The 21,174-nt window shown below is 45.6% G+C and carries 16 protein-coding genes; 11 read left to right on the forward strand and 5 right to left on the reverse strand.

Going from position 1 to position 21,174, the window contains the following annotated elements; genetic code table 11:
• Positions 1–116: 116 nt before the first annotated feature.
• The gene (locus tag QUA10_RS12175) at positions 117–1,286 is read right to left on the reverse strand and encodes an RICIN domain-containing protein (RefSeq protein ID WP_333080491.1); all 1,170 of its coding nucleotides are present in this window, start codon (positions 1,284–1,286) and stop codon (positions 117–119) included.
• Between the two features lie 273 nt (positions 1,287–1,559).
• Between QUA10_RS12175 and QUA10_RS12180 the strand changes: the two genes are divergently transcribed.
• On the forward strand, positions 1,560–5,081 hold the full coding sequence (locus QUA10_RS12180; RefSeq protein ID WP_333080492.1) for a WD40 domain-containing protein: 3,522 nt from the start codon (positions 1,560–1,562) through the stop codon (positions 5,079–5,081).
• Positions 5,082–5,703: 622 nt separating this feature from the next.
• A complete protein-coding gene (locus QUA10_RS12185; protein ID WP_333080494.1) occupies positions 5,704–6,444 on the forward strand; it encodes an SIMPL domain-containing protein in 741 nt (246 codons plus the stop codon).
• A 291-nt stretch (positions 6,445–6,735) separates the two neighbouring features.
• On the opposite strand, the gene QUA10_RS12190 is transcribed toward QUA10_RS12185, so the two are convergent.
• Both QUA10_RS12190 and QUA10_RS12195 read right to left on the reverse strand, forming a co-directional pair.
• Positions 6,736–8,046: a hypothetical protein gene (locus QUA10_RS12190; RefSeq protein ID WP_333080496.1), complete on the reverse strand. Its 1,311-nt coding sequence runs from the start codon at positions 8,044–8,046 to the stop codon at positions 6,736–6,738.
• 565 nt (positions 8,047–8,611) lie between these two features.
• Positions 8,612–8,983, reverse strand: coding sequence for a hypothetical protein (locus QUA10_RS12195; RefSeq protein WP_333080497.1), 372 nt, complete (start codon positions 8,981–8,983; stop codon positions 8,612–8,614).
• Between the two features lie 297 nt (positions 8,984–9,280).
• On the opposite strand from QUA10_RS12195, the gene QUA10_RS12200 reads away from it, so the two are divergent.
• The 7 genes from QUA10_RS12200 to proB all read left to right on the forward strand — a co-directional run bounded on the left by QUA10_RS12200 (position 9,281) and on the right by proB (position 16,748).
• Positions 9,281–10,462: a F420-0:Gamma-glutamyl ligase gene (locus tag QUA10_RS12200; RefSeq protein ID WP_333080498.1), complete on the forward strand. Its 1,182-nt coding sequence runs from the start codon at positions 9,281–9,283 to the stop codon at positions 10,460–10,462.
• 191 nt (positions 10,463–10,653) lie between these two features.
• Entirely contained in the window at positions 10,654–11,979 is a 1,326-nt protein-coding gene (locus tag QUA10_RS12205) for a GNAT family N-acetyltransferase (RefSeq protein WP_333080499.1), read from the forward strand.
• A 274-nt stretch (positions 11,980–12,253) separates the two neighbouring features.
• Positions 12,254–12,712, forward strand: coding sequence for a Holliday junction resolvase RuvX (gene ruvX / locus QUA10_RS12210; protein WP_333080500.1), 459 nt, complete (start codon positions 12,254–12,256; stop codon positions 12,710–12,712).
• Positions 12,713–13,025: 313 nt separating this feature from the next.
• Positions 13,026–13,604: a DUF3727 domain-containing protein gene (locus QUA10_RS12215; RefSeq protein WP_333080501.1), complete on the forward strand. Its 579-nt coding sequence runs from the start codon at positions 13,026–13,028 to the stop codon at positions 13,602–13,604.
• A 247-nt stretch (positions 13,605–13,851) separates the two neighbouring features.
• A complete protein-coding gene (gene mltG / locus QUA10_RS12220; protein WP_333080503.1) occupies positions 13,852–14,976 on the forward strand; it encodes an endolytic transglycosylase MltG in 1,125 nt (374 codons plus the stop codon).
• A 142-nt stretch (positions 14,977–15,118) separates the two neighbouring features.
• Complete coding sequence (locus QUA10_RS12225; RefSeq protein WP_333080505.1) at positions 15,119–15,646, forward strand: YqeG family HAD IIIA-type phosphatase; 528 nt, start codon at positions 15,119–15,121, stop codon at positions 15,644–15,646.
• Positions 15,639–16,748, forward strand: a complete 1,110-nt coding sequence (gene proB / locus QUA10_RS12230) for a glutamate 5-kinase (protein ID WP_333080506.1) — start codon at positions 15,639–15,641, stop codon at positions 16,746–16,748. The genes QUA10_RS12225 and proB overlap by 8 nt, the downstream gene beginning before the upstream one ends.
• 1 nt (position 16,749) lies before the next feature.
• Here proB and QUA10_RS12235 read toward each other — a convergent pair whose 3' ends face one another.
• Positions 16,750–17,508, reverse strand: a complete 759-nt coding sequence (locus tag QUA10_RS12235; RefSeq protein ID WP_333080507.1) for a hypothetical protein — start codon at positions 17,506–17,508, stop codon at positions 16,750–16,752.
• Between the two features lie 638 nt (positions 17,509–18,146).
• On the opposite strand from QUA10_RS12235, the gene ndk reads away from it, so the two are divergent.
• A complete protein-coding gene (ndk, locus tag QUA10_RS12240) occupies positions 18,147–18,596 on the forward strand; it encodes a nucleoside-diphosphate kinase (protein ID WP_333035325.1) in 450 nt (149 codons plus the stop codon).
• A 153-nt stretch (positions 18,597–18,749) separates the two neighbouring features.
• Here ndk and QUA10_RS12245 read toward each other — a convergent pair whose 3' ends face one another.
• Positions 18,750–19,496 carry a creatininase family protein gene (locus QUA10_RS12245; RefSeq protein ID WP_333080508.1) on the reverse strand — a complete coding sequence of 249 codons (747 nt, stop codon included), beginning with the start codon at positions 19,494–19,496 and terminating at the stop codon, positions 18,750–18,752.
• 534 nt (positions 19,497–20,030) lie between these two features.
• Here QUA10_RS12245 and QUA10_RS12250 point away from each other — a divergent pair.
• On the forward strand, positions 20,031–20,771 hold the full coding sequence (locus tag QUA10_RS12250) for a response regulator transcription factor (RefSeq protein WP_333080509.1): 741 nt from the start codon (positions 20,031–20,033) through the stop codon (positions 20,769–20,771).
• The last annotated feature ends 403 nt before the right edge of the window (positions 20,772–21,174 follow it).

The following is a 21,174-nucleotide window of genomic DNA, read 5'->3' on the forward strand; positions in this document are numbered from 1 at the left end:
AAATGTACCTGATAACTGTGGGAACCGCTATACCTCAGTTTCAAACTACTGGCTGCAATAGGATGGGCTTTAGAATTTGCAAGTCAAACCGTTGATCATGAAAAAAGAAAATCGCGCTATTGAGGAATATGAGGAATTGCGATATCATCAATAAAGATTCCCCCCTCAGGTATTTCCCAACTTTTAAGAATTGTTTTATTTAAACGCATCAAAGTAAATTTGCTGGTTTGATTCCACACTGCAAGACTGGTATATTTAGGGCATTTTACCAATCGCCTAATTGCAGTTTCACTATGCCTAGAGAGGGAGGTTGATGTCGAATAACCAAAAGTATGGCTTGCTGAAGCTGTAAAGCTTACAGAGGTTTCTGCACTAACTTCAACCGCAACAAAAGCTCCGTCTACACTTGCGCTTGTGCCTACCTTGTGTTCAATAGTACCTGATATTTCAAGTCCTGTACTTTTACTAAAGCTTGCGGCTTCTTCTGTTGTAAAGCCAGCTATGACTGTCACTTCATATTCTTGCTCTGAAGCAGTGTTATTGTAAGTGAAGTAGTCCTCGTTCAAAGTGTAGCAAACCTCACGCGTTAACAAGTAATAAGGTGACTCGTGAATCTGCCACAATGAGTTATTATCTTTGACCATAAAATAGGGAATCAGAAAAGGCTTTCCTACCATTCTCCATTCACCAGTAACTTGGGGTTTTTGCGGGCTACTTAATTCAGGAAACTCAGAAATAAGGGAAACAGGGACTTGTTCAAGAATATTCAGAATATTCTTGTTATTATCATTAGAGTCCTCTACTTTCTCGAACTTAAATCGAATGTTTTTATGTTGAAAACTCTCACTAGATAAGATAGATAAGTTAGCCGTATGTTGGAGAATGGGAGTACCATTGTCACTGATAACCCCTGAAACATTCAGCACTCTACCAGTGTATTTAGATCTAATAAAATACGTGTCAGTTTGGTTCGTAGATGCATCTAATTCAAACAATTGATTGTCCTTACCTGTAAATGGGAATACCTGAACTACTGCTCCTTCAGTATCTTTATTTTGTGTTACATCCATAACCTGACCACTCGCCAAACTTGCTATTACAAAATATCTGCCAACATCATCAACCGGAAAAACCCTGAACTTTTGATTTATCACATCTCCCCACTCCCATTGCTGAAGTTGTGCGCCATCTTGAGATGCAGTGCTACTAGGAACATCAATTACCTTATCGCTATGAAGTGCCACAATCTTGAAGATCCCGCCTTGGAAAAATTTGATGATATCCATTAGAGTGTCCTTAGTTTTTTCGGGAAATAGTTGAACTTGTAACGTTGTGTAAATGCTTCCCAATTAGAGCAGATAACTTGTCAATGTGTTGTCTTTCGAGCAGTTATCTATAGAGAGTTGTTGTAGATGATTAAGCTTTCAAGCCTTGGAATCCCTGGTTGTTAATAATCTATCCCAACTCCCCGGTACTGTTTTTACAGGAAAGTATGGACTTGTCAAGTAGGGAAAGTATGATTTAAGGTAGAGGCTGTTTTATACAGAGCGAGAAAATAGATGGAATTTGAGCAGGCATTGGAGATTGTCAACCATGCGATCGCCCGCAAAATAGCTAGAACGCTCACTGAGGTTGAAGTTGCCCTTTTGTTCGGTGCCTGGAATAACTTGACCTACGATCGCATCGCTGAGCGATCGGGCTACTCCATCAACTATCTCCAACGGGACATAGGCCCCAAATTTTGGAAGTTTCTCAGTGATGCTTTGGGTCGCAAAGTCAACAAAACCAACCTGCGTGGCATTCTCACACACCTTGATACCCCGATCGCCACTCCCCAACCTCAAATCCAACCGTCAATTGATTGGGGCGAGGCGATCGATGTTTCCAGCTTCCAAGGTCGAGTTCAAGAGATTGAAACCCTCACAGAGTGGATAATTCAAGACCGCTGCCGACTGATTGCTTTGGTGGGAATGGGTGGAATCGGTAAAAGTACCTTAGCGGCTAAAGTCGCTCAACTCTTACAAAAACAATTTGAATTTGTGATTTGGCGATCGCTCCGCAACGCCCCTCTCTTAGATACGTTATTGTCCGAACTGGTGCCTTTCGTTTCCAAACAGCAAGATATTCAAGCAAAACCCGAACGGCTGCTGTACTGGCTGCAAACCCATCGCTGTTTGATAATTTTGGATAATCAAGAAACGATTTTACAAGCAGGCAAATGCACTGGATACTACCAGGAAAATTTCACAGACTATGGTGAATTATTTCAACTACTGGCAGAAGCCAGTCATCAGAGTTGCATTTTACTCACCAGTCGGGAGAAATCCGCCAAAGTCGCCATATTAGAAGATTTAAACGGAGCAGTGCGATCGCTCTCTCTAAGCGGTTCCTGGGAAACATCCCTCGCCTTAATGAACTCCAAACAAATGATCGGAACCGATGCAGAAAAACGTTACCTGTGTGAGTTGTATTGTTGCAATCCCCTCGCTTTAAAAATCGTTGCTGCCTCGATTAAGAGTTTGTTCAAAGGAAATATAAACTCTTTTTTACAAGAAAAAATATTAGTATTTAATGGCATCAGCATCTTGTTGAACTGCCAGTTTGAGCGGTTGTCACCTGTCGAAAAAACTATCATGTATTGGTTGGCTATCAATCGAAAATGGACAACCATTGCAGAACTGCAAGCCGACATTATCCCTCAAATTTCACGGTCAACTCTCTTAGAATCCCTAGAATCCTTAACGCGACGCAGTTTAATTGAAAGGCGATCGGGCGAATATACCCAACAGCCCGTGGTTATGGAATATGTTACCGACTGTTTAATTCAGCAACTTGCCACCGAACTGTTAACCGGAGAACTCTTATATTTTCATTGCTACGCCCTGCTTAAAACCACAGTTTTAGACTATATCCGAGACAGTCAAATTCGATTAATTTTACAGCCCTTAATCCAACAACTGCAAAACTCCCTTCACAACTCTGAAACCCTAGAGCAGCATCTTCAATCGATTCTAACCGCATTACGCCACCCCCCCACTCCATTCTTCGGCTACGGCGTTGGGAACTTCATCAATCTGTGCCTAAACCTGCAAATTGACCTGACTGGATGGGACTTTTCTGATTTAAAAATTCGCCATGCCGATTTCCGGGGTGCGACTTTACAACAGATCAATTTTCAATCGGCTGATTTTGCTCAATCCCTCTTTACTCAACTGTTTACGGGGGGAGCATGGGTAAAATTTAGCCCGGATGGGCGACACTTTGCCATTGGAGATACCAACGGCGGACTGCATATTTGGCAGTTTAAACAGATGCAGCCCTTGATGACGATCCAGGCTGGACGAGGCTGGATTAAGGCAGGCGACTGGAGTGTTGATGGCACAACGATAGTCTGTAGTGCCGAACACAGAATTCAGGTTTGGCATACTCGCACGGGTCAATGGTTGCGAGACTTTCAGGGATATACAAAATGGGTTTTTTTCCTAGCTTGGAGTCCCGATGGTCAAAAACTGGCTTGTGGAGGGCAAGATCCATTGATCGTGGTTTGGGATGCAGCAACTGGAACCTGTCTGACTCGCTTAGGCCCAAGCGAACCCCCTGATCAGAGTTGTTGGGTTAATTATGTCGCATGGCTTGCCAATGGAACTATCTTGGCAGGCGCTTATACCGATCGCACGATTAAACTCTGGGATGTCGCTACAGGAGAGTGTATTCGTGTAATTCCGGCCCATGAGTATTGGGTATTCTCCTTAGCGTTACATCCTAATGGCAAAGTTCTTGCTAGCAGTGGAGCTGATAAAACCGTCAAACTGTGGGACTGGCAAACCGGAGAGTGTTTACATACAACCACCACCCAGGATTGTATCTATCGAGTGGAATGGAGTCCAGATGGTCATAGACTGGCTGGGGGAAGTCTCGCTCAAATCATCCCTCTGTGGGATAGTTCTCTCAACTGTTTGCACGTGTTTCAGGGAGAACAAAGTTGGGCTTGGGCGATCGACTGGAGCCGCGATGGTACGACCCTCGTCAGTGTATCCTTTGACCAGGTGATTAAATTCTGGAATGCTCAAACAGGTGACTGTTTCAAGACATTGCAGGGCTATAGCAACTCCTGTTGGTATGTCCGGTGGAGCAAAGACGGAGTTCGGCTGTTGAGTAGCAGCACGAATTATACAGTGCAACTGTGGGACAGCCAAACGGGAGAATGTCTCAGGGTATTTCAGGGACATACTAAAGAAGTATTGTCCGTTGCCTGGAGTCCCGACGAACGCTTGATTGTGAGTAGCAGTGCAGATGCGACAGTTCGCATCTGGGAGGTTCAGACTGGGCGATGTTTGAATGTGTTATCAGGACATGAGAATTGGGTGAGATCCGTTGCTTGGAGTCGGGATCGAAATTGTGTCATTAGCGGCAGCAACGATCAAACCGTGAGACTCTGGGATGCCCACTCTGGGCAATGTTTATTAACGCTATCGGGTCATCAGAACCAAGTAATATCGATTGTTAGTTTTCCGATGGGCGATCGCGTGGCCAGTGGGAGTGCCGATGGAACGATTCGGCTGTGGGATTTAAGCCAGGGTGTTTGCGATCGCGTCATTGAGGTGAATCATCCGATCCATACCATTGCTTTGAGTCCCGATGGTAAAACGCTGGTCAGTGGAGATTACGACGGTACGATTCAACTTTGGGATGTAGCATCTGGAGAGTGTTTAAGAATCTTACAGTCTCCTGCAACTGGACATATTTATTCCGTGGCTTGGAATGCCGATGGCAATAAGGTGGCGAGTGCCAGTAGTGACGCCACAGTAAGAATTTGGAATGTCAGCACTGGTGACTGTGAGCAAGTTATCCAGGGTGAAAATCATGCCTGGTCAGTGGATTGGAATCCAGTGAAACCCTTATTGGCGATCGCGTTTCTGGAACAACCCATTCAACTGTGGGATATACAGACTTATGAATTAATCCAAACCTTAAATAGCGCTCTTCCTTATGAAGGCACGAATATTAGGGGGGTAACAGGGATTTCCGAGGGGCAAAAAGCCACCCTCAAAGCATTAGGAGCGATCGTCAAGCAAGAGTAATTCTTTGCCGGGGAGATCACAAAAAGTAACGAAATCCCTCTTTTAAAACTTGTCAAGGACTTACGCAACTGACACCTAGCGATCGCTACGATTGCCCAAACCCCATCATCAACCTAACCCGTCCTATACGTCTACCCGTTGACAAACAAAGCAAAACGTGATGTTGATTTTTGAGCGAGCTTTCGGATGATCGTATACTTGAACAAATCGAATTGGCTTGTCTACTCTTTTTGAGTCAATAACAGAGCCAGCTTTCACAGCTTCAATTGACAAGAGTTATAATCAGAATATTTAAATTTCATTACCTCTGAAATGCGACACAACTTAACTACTGTCACTATTTATTGACCATTCAAATTAAAACGAACTAGGAGTTGCGCCGACAGTTTCATAAACCCGGTGGGTTTCTTATTTATCGTTATTTATCGTTGCCAAAGCTCTGATTTTGCCCAGAACACCGATTTTTTTAGTGGAGCGTCCTGCGGACATCATAATAACTCATAATTTCTTCAGAAGTACGGACTATTTTTTTAGTTGCTAAAAATGTAACAACCCGGATACTTAGCAATTTCAGTGGGAAGGTAAAGTATAGCATCTGTTGTATGTGAGGAGAATCAAGTTTATGAATTCAAATTTGCAACGTCGCGATCGCATTAATTTCCGTAGTCTGGTAACAGCGTTGTGTTTAACCTTAACTCTCGTTAGTTTTGTGGGATTAGATCCGGCGGCTGCTCAAGAACAGCGGATCAGAACGTTGACTGTTACTGGGCGGGGTGTGGAAGCGATTCCTACAACTCAAACGCAAGTGCGGCTGGGGGTTGAGGTGCAGGGGAAAACGGCGGCCGAGGTGCAGCAGGAAGCGGCTAGGCGATCGTCCGCTGTGGTAGAGTTGCTGCGATCGCGCCAAGTCGAAAAACTCGAAACTGCCGGCATCACCCTCAATCCCATTTATAACTACGACAACAACCAACAGCGCTTGACGGGCTATACGGCGACGAATACCGTCAGTTTTCGGATTAATACTGCATCTGCCGGCACTTTGCTTGACGATGCGGTGAATGCCGGAGCCACACGCATCGACGGCGTGAGTTTTGTCGCTGCCGATAGTGCGATCGAACAAGCTCGAAAACAAGCACTCCGCAAAGCAACTCAAGACGCTCAATCGCAAGCGGATGCAGTCTTGAGCGCCCTCAACCTCAAGCGGGGAGAGATTCTGGGCATTCAAGTCAACGGTGCGATCGCGCCACCTCCAATGTACCGGCAAGTGGCTGGTGCTCGCATGGCTGCTGCTGACGCTACAACGCCTGTGGTGGGAGGGGAACAGCAGGTAGAAGCTTCTGTGACTTTGCAATTTGGATATTAAATAGTTAGGGGTTGAACTGACCACATCAGGTTGACCCTAACTATTTCTTGATTTATCAAGCAGCTTTTTATACAAAAAACTTTAGCCGTTTTAACCACTTCTGCCAGTAGTCTAGAAACGGAATCTCTCGTTTTTCAGGGGGAGAGTTCCTCAATAAATAGACTCTCCGTTAAACCGTAGGCGCTCGCATTTATCCTAAATAGAAAAGAGTGGACTCTTTTCTAATATCCACTCTCTGTTAAACTCTCTTAGGGCTAACTTTAACAAGCTGGAGTTAAGCCCTTACTTTACCTAGTCCTTAATGATTCTCTTGTCATTAATGACCACTTTGTCTTTGAGTTCAGGACTGCCGGAGATGTGAAGATCACTATCCTTATTTTCCTCGGCGGATTCGGCTAGATATTGGGCAGATGACTTAACATCGTGCGCTGCACGTTTAGCAGATTGGGCTGCATTTTGAGCAGATGATTTTAAATCCTGCGCTGCACCTTGAGGAGATGGGGTTGCATTTTGGGCAGATGACCTAAAATCAGGCACTGGAGGTTTAGCAAATTCGGCTGCATTTTGGGCAGATGACCTAAAATCAGGCACTGGAGGTTTAGCAAATTCGGCTGCATTTTGGGCAGATGATTTAAAATCATGCGCTACACCTTGAGGAGATTGGGCTGCATTGTGGGCAGATGACTTAACATCCTGCTTAACATCCTGCGCTGCCCCTTTAGCAGATTCGGCTGCATTTTGGGCAGATGACTTAACATCATGCGCTGCACCTTTAGCAGATTCGGCTGCGCTTTGAGCAGATGACTTGATTGATTCGGCTGCACTCTTGCCAGATGACTTAAGCGATTCGGCTGCACTTTTTATAGATGGCTCAACTGCTTTCGCTGTATCTTTTACAGTCGATCTAAAATCCTTAGTTGCCCCCTCAATTTCTTGAGCTACAGCTTTGGCAGAAGGCTTAACTTCATCAGCAGTGCTCTTAATAGAATCCGCTGCACTTTGTATAGAAGGCTTGACACCTTCGACTGTCTGCTTGACTGAATCTTTTACTTCTCTAATCGTAGGTTTGACTTCCTCGGATGCGCTCTTGACTGCATCTACTACAGAAGGCTTGGCTTCCCTAACTGTCTCATTGACAGATTCGGCTATACCTTTAATCGAAGGCTTAGTTTCCTCAACAGTCTCTTTGACTGCTTCTGCTGTAGCTTTGATAGATGGTTTAACTTCCTCAGCAGTTTCCTTTACCACTGTCCCTAGCTCTTCTACAGTGTGTGTAATACCGTCTGCTACGCTGTGTGCTGCATCCCCTAAATTATCTACAGCACGGTTAACAGTATCAGCAGTACCTTTACCAATCATAGCGCCAGCAACTGAGCCTGCTACAGCACCAATAATGCCTCCAGAGCGAGCACCTAGTATACCACCGACTGCTGCTCCAGCTATCCTCGCACCAATGCCTGAGCCTGATGATTGATCTTCCTGTGATTCTGCGTTTTCGTTAGTTTGAGCCTGAAGCTGCTGGTTTTCGCTATTGTCAACTTTCTTTTCCTGGAAGTCACGATTTGCTTCAGGCTGGTTAAAAGGCTGCTTATTATCAGTCATAGATATCCTTGGGTATTACTGCTACATTTACTAGCCTAACTATATACTTATCAGAAAATCTACTGCCTAAGAACTAGATTTTGACTGTTACTTAAGAAGTAGATTCTTAAAGGTACTGACCACTACGGCGCTAGCGGTTCCCTGTTCATTCAACCTTGAAGAAGCTGGATGCTTGCGATCGGACATCTGGAACAGTCTTAGCTTAGCGATGCAAAAATAACTCATGTATACAGACTTGTTTACAGATTAAATGATTAATAAATATTCTAAAAAAATGTGGAGTGCCAGCTTATAAATTAACGCTTAACAGCAATATATAATATATATTTTTTGATTAAAACTTTACTATTTAATTATTGAATTAAGTGATTTGTTTTGTAGACGTTGCTGATTTACGGTCTAAAAGGCTAAATATGCAATCGCTTTCTGGGCCAAAAACTCTAAATTTCACTAGATCAGGGTAGCAACTCATTGAAGCTAAAAATAATTATGCTTTTTCAGGAACGCTTTCATTGCATCGGACAAAGGAGGCTCAACATGGAAATTTCCAAATTCATTAATAAACTTAGCCCATGTATCTGATAGCAGCCCCTGTCTTCGGAAGTATGGATGCAACCAAATCCACTGGAGCGCGTAACCTGAAGCGGAGTCTAAAGCAGCACGCTCCAATACAGGGTACTTTAAATTCTTTGGAATAGCATTCAGCTTCAGGATGAATCCACAGAAATGCAACATGATTGGGGTCTTTTTCTTCGCCTTCATAACCGTACTGAACAAAATCATACTCAAACTCGCGACGGAAAAAATGTGCTATGCGATAAACGGCTTTGCGATAGGTTTTGGGAGACTTGGCAGTTACCTTAATTGGATTAAATAGATGATTGCCACTGATTAAAGGGCAAACTATATCAGTAGCTTCAGGCTCGATTGCACGCATTGATTTGATTTCGTGGGTTTGGTGTTTTTGAAACTGAATATATGAATTGTAATTGAGCAAACCTATTTATATACTGCCGAAGCGACTGCAAGATGAATTCTCGGTGTTGTTAAAAACCGCTCGCCCATCCCACTCTCCAACCCCGCCACCGCAGACGCGCGATCGCACTTACGCGTAATTGGGCATAAGTTCGAGATCCCCCAACAAACTGAACACAATCCAATTACTACCGGATCGGCGATCGAAGTACCCGATATCGACTACAGTAAACACAAAATATTATTGGCGGTGATTTGAGTGATTGAGACTTTAGCAACAGGAATCGCAGCAGCCGGTTCGCTGCTAGCATTGGGCGGATTGGGCCTAGAGTTGAACTATCGCCGGACTGGGAGTGCAAATAAACTAGAACTAACAGCCGGAGAATGGCACTTAGCCATCTCGGAACCCAACCGCTATCTTTTAGTCGGGGAAATGGAGTTCCGCAACCTGACACAGCGATTTGAGATTATGTTGCCGGAAGTGCGGGCACAGGTGAAACTGCTGTCAGACGGAAGTTTGGATGGCGTTACCTCCGAGACAAAGGTGATTCCTTGCCACAAAGACGCAGCAGCCAGAGCAGACGATTACTGGTTCGGCTATATTGTTAAAGCCCAAAAAAACACGAAAATTAAAGTTTCTGTAGACATTCAAGGGCAAGATTTAACCAAATTGCAGTCGGCTTGGGTGCAAATACATTTCGTCACCTACGGCCCAGGCGGCCGCATCCCGAAAGTCCGTAACGTAGTAGTCCCGCTGCAATTTCCCAACTCGGAGACAGTACCTAATGCCCGAAATGTCGGAGTTGCCGAAGTTTTGCCGATTCGCACCCACATCCTGACGGAATTGGACAATCCCGTCGAAATTGTCAAGCGTTACGTGCTGCCGCGCGCCCAGAAAGGCGATATAGTCGCCCTCGCAGAGACTCCCTTGGCTTTGATGCAGGGACGCTATCGCCATCCCAGCGAAGTCAAACCAGGATGGGCGGCAAAGCGAGTGTGCTTGTTTTTCTTGCCGATGTCGAGTTTGGCCACGGCTTGCGGGATGCAGACGTTGGTTGATGTAGTAGGCCCTTGGCGCGTAGTAGCAGCATTTGCGATCGGCGCTGTGGCTAAAATATTCGGTAAACCGGGAGTCTTTTACCAACTAGCAGGGGAACAAGCCAGACTGATCGACGACGTTACCGGGACTTTGCCTCCCTTCGACCAATTTATTGTCCTAGGCCCGGACAATCCCCAGCAAGTTGTAGAAGAAATTCAACGAGAAACCGGACTTGCGGCGGCGATCGTAGACGCTAATGACTTGAAAGCAGTTAAGATATTAGCAGCGACCTCCGATTTATCGGTAACATTCTTAGAGCAAGCCTTGCGAAGCAACCCCGCCGGGAATGCTGACGAGCGAACACCGGTCGTTGTAATTCGACCTCTGCAACAAAAATCTTGAGTTGAAAACAGAAAATTAAAAATTCAAAAAGATGATTTGCAATTTTTAATTTTCGATCGAGCAAGAAAGGGAGAAGAATCAAAAGTTATAAGTTTTGAAATCAAAATTTACCCATTCAAAACTCCAAACTTATCTAACTCTTCCCCTTTCTGAATTTTTATTTTTAAATTTCCATTCTCCACTTTTATGCTATGACTTCATTTCCCTCCCAAAACCAAAACCAGGTTGTGATTCGCCCGTTTCAGTATCGCGATATCGAGGTGATGGAACAACTGTGCGCGGAAACAGCCGAAGAGCCAGAAAACCGCAAGGGCGGAAGCTGCGACGTGGTACTAGGTAGAAAGTTGCAGCAGATACGTCGCTGGTACGGACTACTAAAGATTTTTAGCTTGTTTCCCAACCCTTGTCAGTCCCTGTTCCGGGCCCATGTTGCCGAAGAAGAGGGGAGCGTTAAGGGCATAATTCAGATTTCTCCTTTCAACCGCACCCGCAGCACTTGGCGGATCGATCGCATAGGAGTAGACCCGGAAGCCCGTAGCAAAGGAATTGGTTCCATGCTGCTGCGGTACTGCTTTGAGGCAGTCTGGGAGGCGCGGACGTGGCTGTTGGAAGTGAATGTCGGCGACAACACTTCCTTGGCTTTGTACCGGCAAAACGGGTTTCAGCCTTTGGCCCAGATGACTTACTGGACGATCGCCCCAGAACGCCTGCAAGAAATGGCAAGCTCGACCCCAGATTTGCCCAACCTACTGCCTGTGAGCAACGCCGACGCTCAGTTGCTCTATCAACTGGATACCGCGTCTATGCCGCCCCTGGTGCGCCAAGTATTTGATCGGCACATTCAAGATTTCAAAACCAGTTTTTTCGGCGCTTTAGTCGAAGGTGTCAGACAGTGGCTGGGCAAAACAGAAGTAGTCAGCGGCTACGTGTTTGAACCGCAGCGCAAAGCCGCGATCGGCTATTTTCAGGTGCAGCTATCCCGCAACGGCCAGCAACCGCACGTTGCCCAGTTGACGGTACACCCGGCCTACACTTGGCTGTACCCAGAACTGCTGTCCCAGATGGCGCGCCTTGTTCAAGATTTCCCAGTTCAAAGCCTGCAACTGGCTTCCGCTGACTATCAGCCGGAACGGGAAGCTTATTTAGAGCAATTTGGAGCAGTGCGCGTGGAACACAGTTTGCTGATGTCTCGATCGGTGTGGCACAAATTGCGCGAGTCCAAGTTGGTCTCTCTCGAAGGACTCCAGCTATCAGAAATGTTGCAAAGCTTCCAGCCAACTCGCAAACCCGTACCGGGCAGGATGTCCTGGCTCGGCCCGATGGCTGGGGAAGCAGCAGCAGGGCCCGCATCCTCCGAGATTAAACCTCTGTTAGCTGACTCAGGAAACAGCCAAACGAATCAAGTTAACCCCTTGAACTTCCAAAATTCCGAATCATCGGCAACAGATATCAGCAGCATTTTGCCTCTAAAATTGCCCGAATTGCCTCTAGACGAAGGCTCCCAAGAGAAAAGTTAATACTTAATAGTTACAAGCAGAAAGTAGGAAATTTTTTATCCCAGCAGCCGTCTCTGCTCTTGGGCGCACCCTACCATTAAGTAAAGTGCACATCAACTATTTTTTTCTTACTTTCTGCTCTTCTATTCTCTTCTCTTCTTCCTTCGCGCCCTAGCGCTTACGCGCGGCTTCGCCTAACGCGTCTTCGCGGTTCGTCAAATAAGATTATTTCCGCCAAAAAACAGTAAATCTAAAATCTAAAATCTAAAATCTAAAATTGATTGATTCATTGATAATGTCCAACAATAAATTATGGATTTCAGCACTGGGATTAGATATCGGTCTCAAACGAGTCGGCATCGCTGGGTGTGACGGCACTGGTTTAATAGCTACGGGCATTACAACACTGGTACGATCGTCCTTTGATCGAGACGTAGCTTATCTCCGAGAACTCGTGCGAGAGCGGAGAGTGGAAATTTTGGTGGCAGGCTTGCCCTACTCCCTGAACGGAGAATTGGGTGCTCAAGCCCGACAGGTGCAGAAATATGCGAATCGCATCGCCACAGCCCTAGAGCTCCCCCTAGAGTACGTGGACGAGCGCCTGACTTCGGTTGAGGCAGAGGAATTGATGAAAACACAAGGGATTTCCCTGTCGCAAAATAAGGGTGCGATCGATCGCAAAGCAGCGGCCCTGATTTTGCAGCAGTGGCTAGACGAGCGGAGGCAAAATATATCCGCCCTTCCCAATCCTTGATAGCTTGTAACACAGGCGTGATATCCTGGTTGTGCAAGTTTGCTACGCACACCTGTAACCCTTGACAAACTGGAGAAAATTCTGCTGTACCCTCGGTACTGAAGAAGCACAAAATCGTGATTTGTCCTCAGTCTCGCTTGCTAACTCGACTGAGATTTAAACGCTGCACTCCTCGCCTGTGGAAAAGGCCGCGAGTCTCGCGGTTGAAGCTTGTGGACTGGCGATCGCCCACTTAGCCAGAATATCGCCACGAAAATTCCCAATTGTCAAGCCAACGTTACTGAATTATTGACGGAAAACTAAGATACACGCGATGTCCTCATCCCCATACCGCAAAAAAGAGAATGGCAATTCCAACGAAGAGTCCGTCACCTTGACGGATGAAGTTGGGCGATCGCTGACTTGCAACATAGAATATTCTATGAACCTAGAAGGTGAAGAATACGCTTTGCTGCTGCCAATTGACTCGCCAGTAGAAATTTTTACCTGGCACGGAGACGATAACGACGAAGCCGCAATTCCTGTAGAAGACGAGACCGAAATTGACAAAATTTTTGATACCGCTAAAGTTGTCCTGCAAGAGCAGAACTTGACGCTCCGACGCACGGCGGTGACGCTGACTGTGGTTGGCGAATTGCCCGAATTTCCCGAAGAGGATATGGCATCCGATGTCGATCCAGATGAGGAGTCCGAGTTCGAGGAACTGATGTGGCTGACCAGTTTCTACCACGAAGAACAGGAATATGCCATTTATACGCCTTTAGACCCGTTCTTTATCTTGGCTAGAATGGATGAGGACGGCAAGCCAGAATTGCTCTCGGAAGAAGAGTTCCAAAGGCTGGAACCGATGTTACCTATGCTGGAAGACCAGTTCTTTGACGAGCTTGATTAGATATTAATTGCAGGCACCAGTCCTGATGGCAAAAAGCAGAATTTTTTACTATTTTATAAAAAAGTAAACTGCTCGCCCGATCGAACTTTTTCTAGATGGCCACTTCTGCCTTCGCGATCGGGCTTTTGAATTGAGCCGCGTGAATTGGGTCTTTTAAATGGCTTGTATTCGTAACTTTTCGGTCATCAATCGCAGGTCATCAGTCATTAGTCGCTAGTTAACCGCCGCTTATCCAGGACAACGGACTATGAATAAAGAACAAATGACAAAAGGCAGCACGCGCGAGAGCCGAAAAGGTACTCCGCAAGTCTCTAAATGGTTGTTTTATCTGGCCTTGCTGCCGGCAATCTGGGGGGTTTGCGCTTGGCAGGGCTGGGCTTGGTGGAGCTGGGCTTCGGCGCCACCTAAAATCACATCCTCATCGGGAAATCCGGCAGAGGATGCTGCTGTTTCGATCCAAATTCCGGAGGGTACTCCCAGTCAAAAAATTGGCCGGGATTTAGAGGCCGCGGGGTTGATTCGATCGAGTTCGGCATGGAATATGTGGGCCCGCTGGCTGACTCTGCAAAACCGCGAGGGAGGTTTTAAAGCAGGAACTTACCAACTTTCGCCTACTCAGCCTCTGAGTGCAGTTGCTGACAAAATTTGGAAGGGCGAAGTCGCACAGCAGAGTTTCACTATTCCAGAAGGGTGGTCGCTGCAACAAATGAGCGCTTATTTTGAAGCGCAAGGTTTTTTTCCAGCTAAGGATTTTATGGCGGTGGCGAGTCAAGTTCCCTACGCTCAGTACCCTTGGCTACCGAGCGGATTGCCTCACTTGGAAGGGTTTTTGTACCCGGATACTTATCAGCTAGACGGCGATGCAATTAGCCCGGAAGCTGTCATCAAGCAAATGCTCGGTCGCTTCGAGCAGTTGGCTTTGCCGATCTATCAAAAGAATCAGAAGAATACTAAGCTGGATTTGAAAGAGTGGGTGACGCTGGCGAGTATTGTGGAAAAAGAGGCTGTGGTGGCGAGCGAGCGCAATCGAATTTCAGGGGTATTCAACAACCGTCTGAATCAGGGTATGCCCTTGGGTTCTGACCCGACGGTTGAATACGCCCTCGGCATTAGGCAAACTAAGGAGAAGCCTTTGACTTTCAAGCAGGTAGAAACGCCTTCTCCTTACAATACTTATATCAATGTAGGCCTGCCACCAACTCCGATCGCATCTCCGGGAATCGCCAGTCTGGAAGCGACTCTAACTCCTGAAAATACAGAATATCTGTATTTTATGGCGCGGTACGACGGCACTCACATTTTCAGTCGCACTCTGGCCGAACACAATGCTGCTGTGGCTAAAGTTGACCAAAAAGTGCGATCAACTCAATAGATGGGCAATGACTAATACAAAAGTAAAAAGTCAAAAGTCACAAAGCAAAAGCAATAATTATTCACTTTTGATTTTTTACTTTTTTAATTTTTAACTTCCAATTTCTTATTTGTCAATCTAAAACCTAAAATCTAAAATCATTATGACTTGGGGTAAAATACTACAGCCTGACTTAGTTCTAGGCGATTCAGTCATGAAGTTAACGGCTGAGATTCTTCAGGAATATAATATTAAAGGATTAGTTTTGGATGTGGACGAAACTCTCGTTCCCATCACAGCAATGAATGCTTCTCCTGAACTCACCTTGTGGGTGGAAGAAATAAAACCCGTAGTATCGCTATGGTTGGCGAGCAATAATTTAAGTCAGACTCGGATCGGTCGGATTGCTGAGTCTTTGAATCTACCTTACATCACGGCTGCGGCTAAGCCGTCGCGCCGCAAGTTGCGAAGGGCTATTAATGCGATGAATTTGCCGGTGGAACAGGTGGCGATGGTGGGCGATCGACTTTTTACTGATGTTTTAGCAGGCAATCGTTTGGGTATGTTTACTATTTTAGTGGAACCAATAGTTGATGCTGGGTATGCGCTTCGCAAGTATCCGGTGCGCTCTTTTGAAGTTTGGGTTTCTCAAGCTTTGGGGGCTTCTCTAAAAATTAAAGATCATGACTAAAACTATTGTTGTTAAAATTGGAACTTCGACTCTGACTCGATCAACTACGGGAAACTTAGCTCTTTCAACTATTGCTGCATTGGTCGAAATTTTAGCTGATTTGCGGCAGCAAGGCCATCGAGTAGTGTTGGTTTCTTCGGGTGCCGTTGGGGTGGGCTGCGCGCGCTTGGGTTTGACGGAACGCCCGCGAAACATTGCTCTGAAACAGGCTGTGGCGGCCGTGGGCCAAGGGCGACTGATGCGGGTGTACGATGATTTGTTTACTACTCTGCAACAGCCGATCGCTCAAGTATTGCTCACCAGGGGCGATTTAGTGCAGCGTAACGGTTATGTTAACGCTTGCAATACTTTTCAACAACTGCTCAGGTTGGGCGTGATTCCGATCGTCAATGAAAACGATACAGTAGCGGTAGACGAGCTCAAATTTGGCGATAACGACACGCTTTCGGCGCTAGTAGCGAGTTTGGTAGAAGCAGATTGGTTGTTTGTACTCACAGATGTCGATCGGCTGTATTCCGCCGATCCGCGCAGCAATCCCGACGCGCAGCCGATCGCCCTAGTCCAAAGTATGGCACAGCTCACAGAATTTCAGGTGCAAACAGGAGATTCCCGCAGCGGTTGGGGAACCGGCGGAATGGTGACAAAAATTGAAGCGGCGAGAATAGCAACTGCATCGGGAGTGCGGACTGTCATCACTGACGGCTGCTTTCCTGGTAATATCGAGAAAATACTCAACGGAGAGTCGATCGGCACTCAATTCGAGCCTCAACCGCGCCCTGTAAATGCTCGCAAACACTGGATAGCTAACGTGCTAATTCCAGCAGGAAAACTATATTTAGATGCGGGTGCTGTCAAGGCAATTTCCCACGGTGGAAAATCGCTTTTAGCTGCGGGTATTGCTCAAGTAGAAGGAGAATTTCAAGCTGATGATTCCGTGCAGTTGTGCGATGCAGCCGGCAAGCAAATTGCTAGAGGACTTGTGAATTATAGCAGTTTAGAACTGAGACAAATCCAGGGCTGCAAGTCAGAGAAAATTGCTGAGATTTTAGGCTATGCAGGCGTAGAAACGGCGGTACACCGAGATAATTTAGTGATTGTTTAAACTAACAAATATCGAGACAGTCGATCGGGCAATGAGCGAAGGCAGAAATTGAGGATATTTGCAGCACAGTCTTGCAAGAATTTGTTTGGCTGTGTTGGAACAGCTCGTTCATCGCTTCTGTAAACAGTTCAAATAAGTTTTGTGCTAATTCTAAAGCTGCTTGGTATTCCGCATCTGTAAGTTTTATCTCTGCTAAAATTTGCAACATCTCTGGCGTGTTTAAAAGGTGATAATTTTCTAAACCCCCATAAGATCCTCCAAAATCAACAGATTCTTTTTGGTTAATTTGCTGTAATTCCATTACCACTGTTAGCGCCGCCTCAAAAAAAACTTGGGCAGTTCCTTCGAGGACTTCCACTAACACCAGTTTCTGAATGGGAGAGGCTTTCCAAGCGTAGCGTTCGATCACTGAACAAAGCGATCGAGTTTTTTTAGTTTCTTCACCCCAAAGCATTCTGAAATCGCCGTAACTCATTAATTGGTTTAAGCCCAGTTCCTCTAGATATTCTAGATAGTCGTGCCAATAATAGTTTTTTTTATAAGTATATTTATTAATGAGTTCCTGAACGTTGTTATTACTAGAAGATTCTCGCAGCACATATTTATTTAAATCGCTCAAGCCCACAGCCAAAGGAGCGAGTACAGGTGCAAAAATTAGTCGTTGATTGGCGTGAATGTGTTTATTGGCTAGAAAGTCAAACAAGGGCAATTTTGCAAACTCTTGCTTTTTGGGTTCAATGAATGCTACAATGGCTTTCATACTTTTTTCGCCTAAATGGTTGCTGTCAAAATAATCTTCCTACCTCCGTTAATTATCTATATTGTCGAGCATAAATAATTGTGTTTATTATCATACATATTTGTATTTTAGATCATAGGTAAGAGTGTTGGCAGTCACAGGAAATTGTGACTTATATCATATTGTGCCCGAAGTTTGAGCATCTGATTCACTAGAGATAAAATGTTCTACATTTAGATTGCATATTTCAGGCATTGCTCAAAGCGACCCCACAAAAGTTAGATTATTTTTTTACAGGCAAGTTAAAGGCTGATTAGCTTATCTAGGCAAGTGAGCATTCTGCTCGAACTCCTGAAAAATGGTGTTTACAAAATCGGGATGCTGCCTGCAAATCAGTCCTAGACGCAGAGGAGTCTCGAAACCAGGTTTCTTTGCAGATTCATCGCTGCTCAACAAAAATTTTTCTGAGAAACCCGGTTTTTTTAACCCTTGGTTTTATTGCTTCTTCCCTCTTTCCTCTTCCCTCTTGTTATTCCTTCTTCCTTCTTCCTGTGGCCATAAGCCTCAAAATAACAATTTCCCATTCTCAGAATTGCCTTTAGGTGCGTTGTGAGTTACTCTATCTTTTGGATCAGTTAACACAATTATAGGAGTTAATCTTGGAACGGACTTTTTTAGCGATTAAGCCCGACGGCGTACAGCGCGGACTCGTCGGCGAAATTATCGGTCGTTTTGAAGCCAAGGGCTTTAAGTTAGTTGGCATGAAGCTGATGACGGCGAGTCGCGAACTAGCGGAACAACATTATGATGTTCACAAAGAAAAACCATTCTTTGCTGGATTGGTAAACTTTATCACTTCAGGCCCTGTAGTGGCGATGGTTTGGGAAGGCGACGGCGTTGTGGCATCGGCGAGAAAAATCATTGGCGCCACAAATCCTCTGAATGCAGAACCTGCGACAATTCGGGGCGATTTTGCCGTCAATGTCGGCCGTAATCTCATTCACGGTTCTGATGCTGTCGAGACTGCCCGTGCGGAAATTAGCCTTTGGTTCAAGGAAGAAGAATTGAGTGCTTGGACACCTTGTTTAACTCCTTGGATTGTGGAATAGTTTTGATATTCTCCCGGTGGTTAATCGGGAGATATAGCCTTTCTCAGACAGAGGAAATATCATGCTTCTGACTCACTCATAACTGTAAAATATAGAATAGTTTGAGATTTTTACTCGTTACCAGGAGCTTGCTGGTAACGAGAAGAAAAAACGTTAATCGGAACTTAAAAACTCCAAATAATTATTAGTCAATTCTTTGACTGCTAATTCGTAAAACTGTTGACCGTGTTCGGGGGTTGCTAAGCCCGGATTTGAACCCATTCTCCCGTCGGGAAATCGGCGGCGGAAGTCAGCCGCACCGTAAATTTTGTGCCCGGAACCGACTTCTTCCGAAAGCGGAGCTTGCTTGATTGCTTCTGGATAAAGGTACTGGGTTAAGGCGACTTCGCTGGGGGTGGCGTGGGAACCTTCTTGGTTTCCGTATAATTCTTTTGCTAGTTGGTAAACTGAACCGCACATGAACCAGTTGCCGATTTGACACTGGATTTTATCCGCATTTGGTAAATGCAAGTCTGACAAATGCGCGTATGTCTCGGAAAATGCTGCTTTCATTGTTGCAATGTTGCCACCATGACCGTTAATGAAGAAATATTTCTCAAATCCCGCTTTTGCCAAAGATGTGATATAATCCCTGATTACCAGTATTAGAGTCTGGGGTCGGAAGCTGATTGTGCCGGGAAACCTGGTGTGGTGCAAGGCCATCCCGACATTAATTGTGGGGCCGATTAAGGCATTGGCAGCTTCGCCGACACCGCGGGCGATCGCCTTGGCAGCAATGGCGTCAGTCCCGATCAAGCCTGTGGGCCCGTGCTGTTCGGTAGAGCCGATCGGGATAATTATGCCTCGGGAGCTTTCGAGATAAGCTTCTACCTCGGGCCAGGTACTCAAATGCAGCAACATGATAGGCAGTCTACAGAATTTTTACTTACTATCGTCGATCGTAGCCGGCACGGGAAGAATAAGGAATTTGGAGCAACTTATTATTGTATTCTTAAAAAAAGCTCTTAAAGTGCGATCGCACCTTTACCGTTATATTACTTAACGTTAATAATTTAACCACTTGATGGCCAAAACTTTACCTTTTAATAACCTTTTAAGAGTAGTATAACAAGCATATCCCTCTAGATTGGGTGTTAAGTGGTCAATTAACAGCGGGCAATGTTTTATGAAATTAACACCGACCCCGAAAAATGACCAGACTTCTGAGGCCTGGACGCAGGCAGACAGCGCGGTTCCGGCAACTGCTCTACGGCTGTATTCCTTACACGAGCAAGTAGCAAAGGTCGAACGCGTGCCTGTAGGATGGGCTGGCGAAAGATTCTAAGCGATCAAACAAATGGCGATCGTACAAGCGATCGCAGCGCGAGAGTACCTCAGCTACTGAAGAAGGTACCTGGCGCTAGCCACATACAAACATCACTCCCACTGATATTTATGTCTTCTGCTGAATTAAGCGAAAGTCCTTCAAGGTTGGCTGTTGGACAAGCCGGCCGTATCTTGTTATTGGAAGGTGAAGATCTGTTGCGGGAAATGCTAGCTTTAGCCCTTAAAGAACAGGGCTACGAGGTGGTGGTTACTAGCGACGGGCGCAACGCTTTGCCTTCTGTACAGGCTGCTTCCTCATACCACGGTGAATTTGCCTTTAACCTGTTAATTATGGATTCAATTAACGGTTTGGATCTGTGTCGAATGTTACGGCATCAAGGAAATCCCGTCCCTATTTTAATTATCGGTGCTAGAGGAAGTGCCAATAATTGCGCTTTTTACCTAGAAGCCGGATCGGATGATTATCTGACCAAGCCTTTTGGAATGCGGGAGTTTATCGCTCGCTGTCGGGCGTTGATGCGGCGCCAGCGCCTTGGTCAGTTGCCACAACCCATGATGCTGCAATATAAGAGCATAACTCTGTATCCTGAAGAGTGCCGCGTGTTGGTTCGTGGCCTGGAAGTGAAATTTTCTCCTAAACAGTTTCGCTTACTAGAACTATTTATGAGTTATCCCCGGCGAGTTTGGTCTCGTGATCAGTTGCTGGAAAAAATTTGGGGTCAAGATTTTATCGGAGACAGCAAAACAGTTGACGTTCACATCCGCTGGCTGCGCGAAAAGTTGGAAATAGATGCGGCCCAACCGGAATATATCATTACGGTACGAGGGTTTGGCTATCGATTTGGTTAAATTATTAAATCAGTTGTAGGGTGGTAAATTGCAGTCGAATAAACGTAGGGGCACAACATTGTTGTGTCCTTATTGCTCTATGTAGAGTTCGCAATGCAAGAACTTGAAGGCTCAACCCGTAGACCTATTGTAGTGACCATTGCTGTGATATTTTACCTTTGGCGATCGGTATAAACTCACATCTTGCACCATTCTCAAGAACAGGCTTTGTGGCCTGTTCCACAAAGAGTGAATTTTCTTGTGGAACAGGCCGCAAAGCCTGTTTATAAAAAGCTTATTGAGAATGGTGCAACATCTCATACCAATTTTACATGAAGTTGCATAGAATAAAGATACTGTTGAGAGGTGATGAGTTATGGCACGTCAACTGATGGTGGCGATCGCAGAAAGTGCAGAGAGTTTG

This window comes from Microcoleus sp. Pol8_D6, assembly GCF_036700965.1.
Classification (GTDB): Bacteria; Cyanobacteriota; Cyanobacteriia; order Cyanobacteriales; family Microcoleaceae; genus Microcoleus.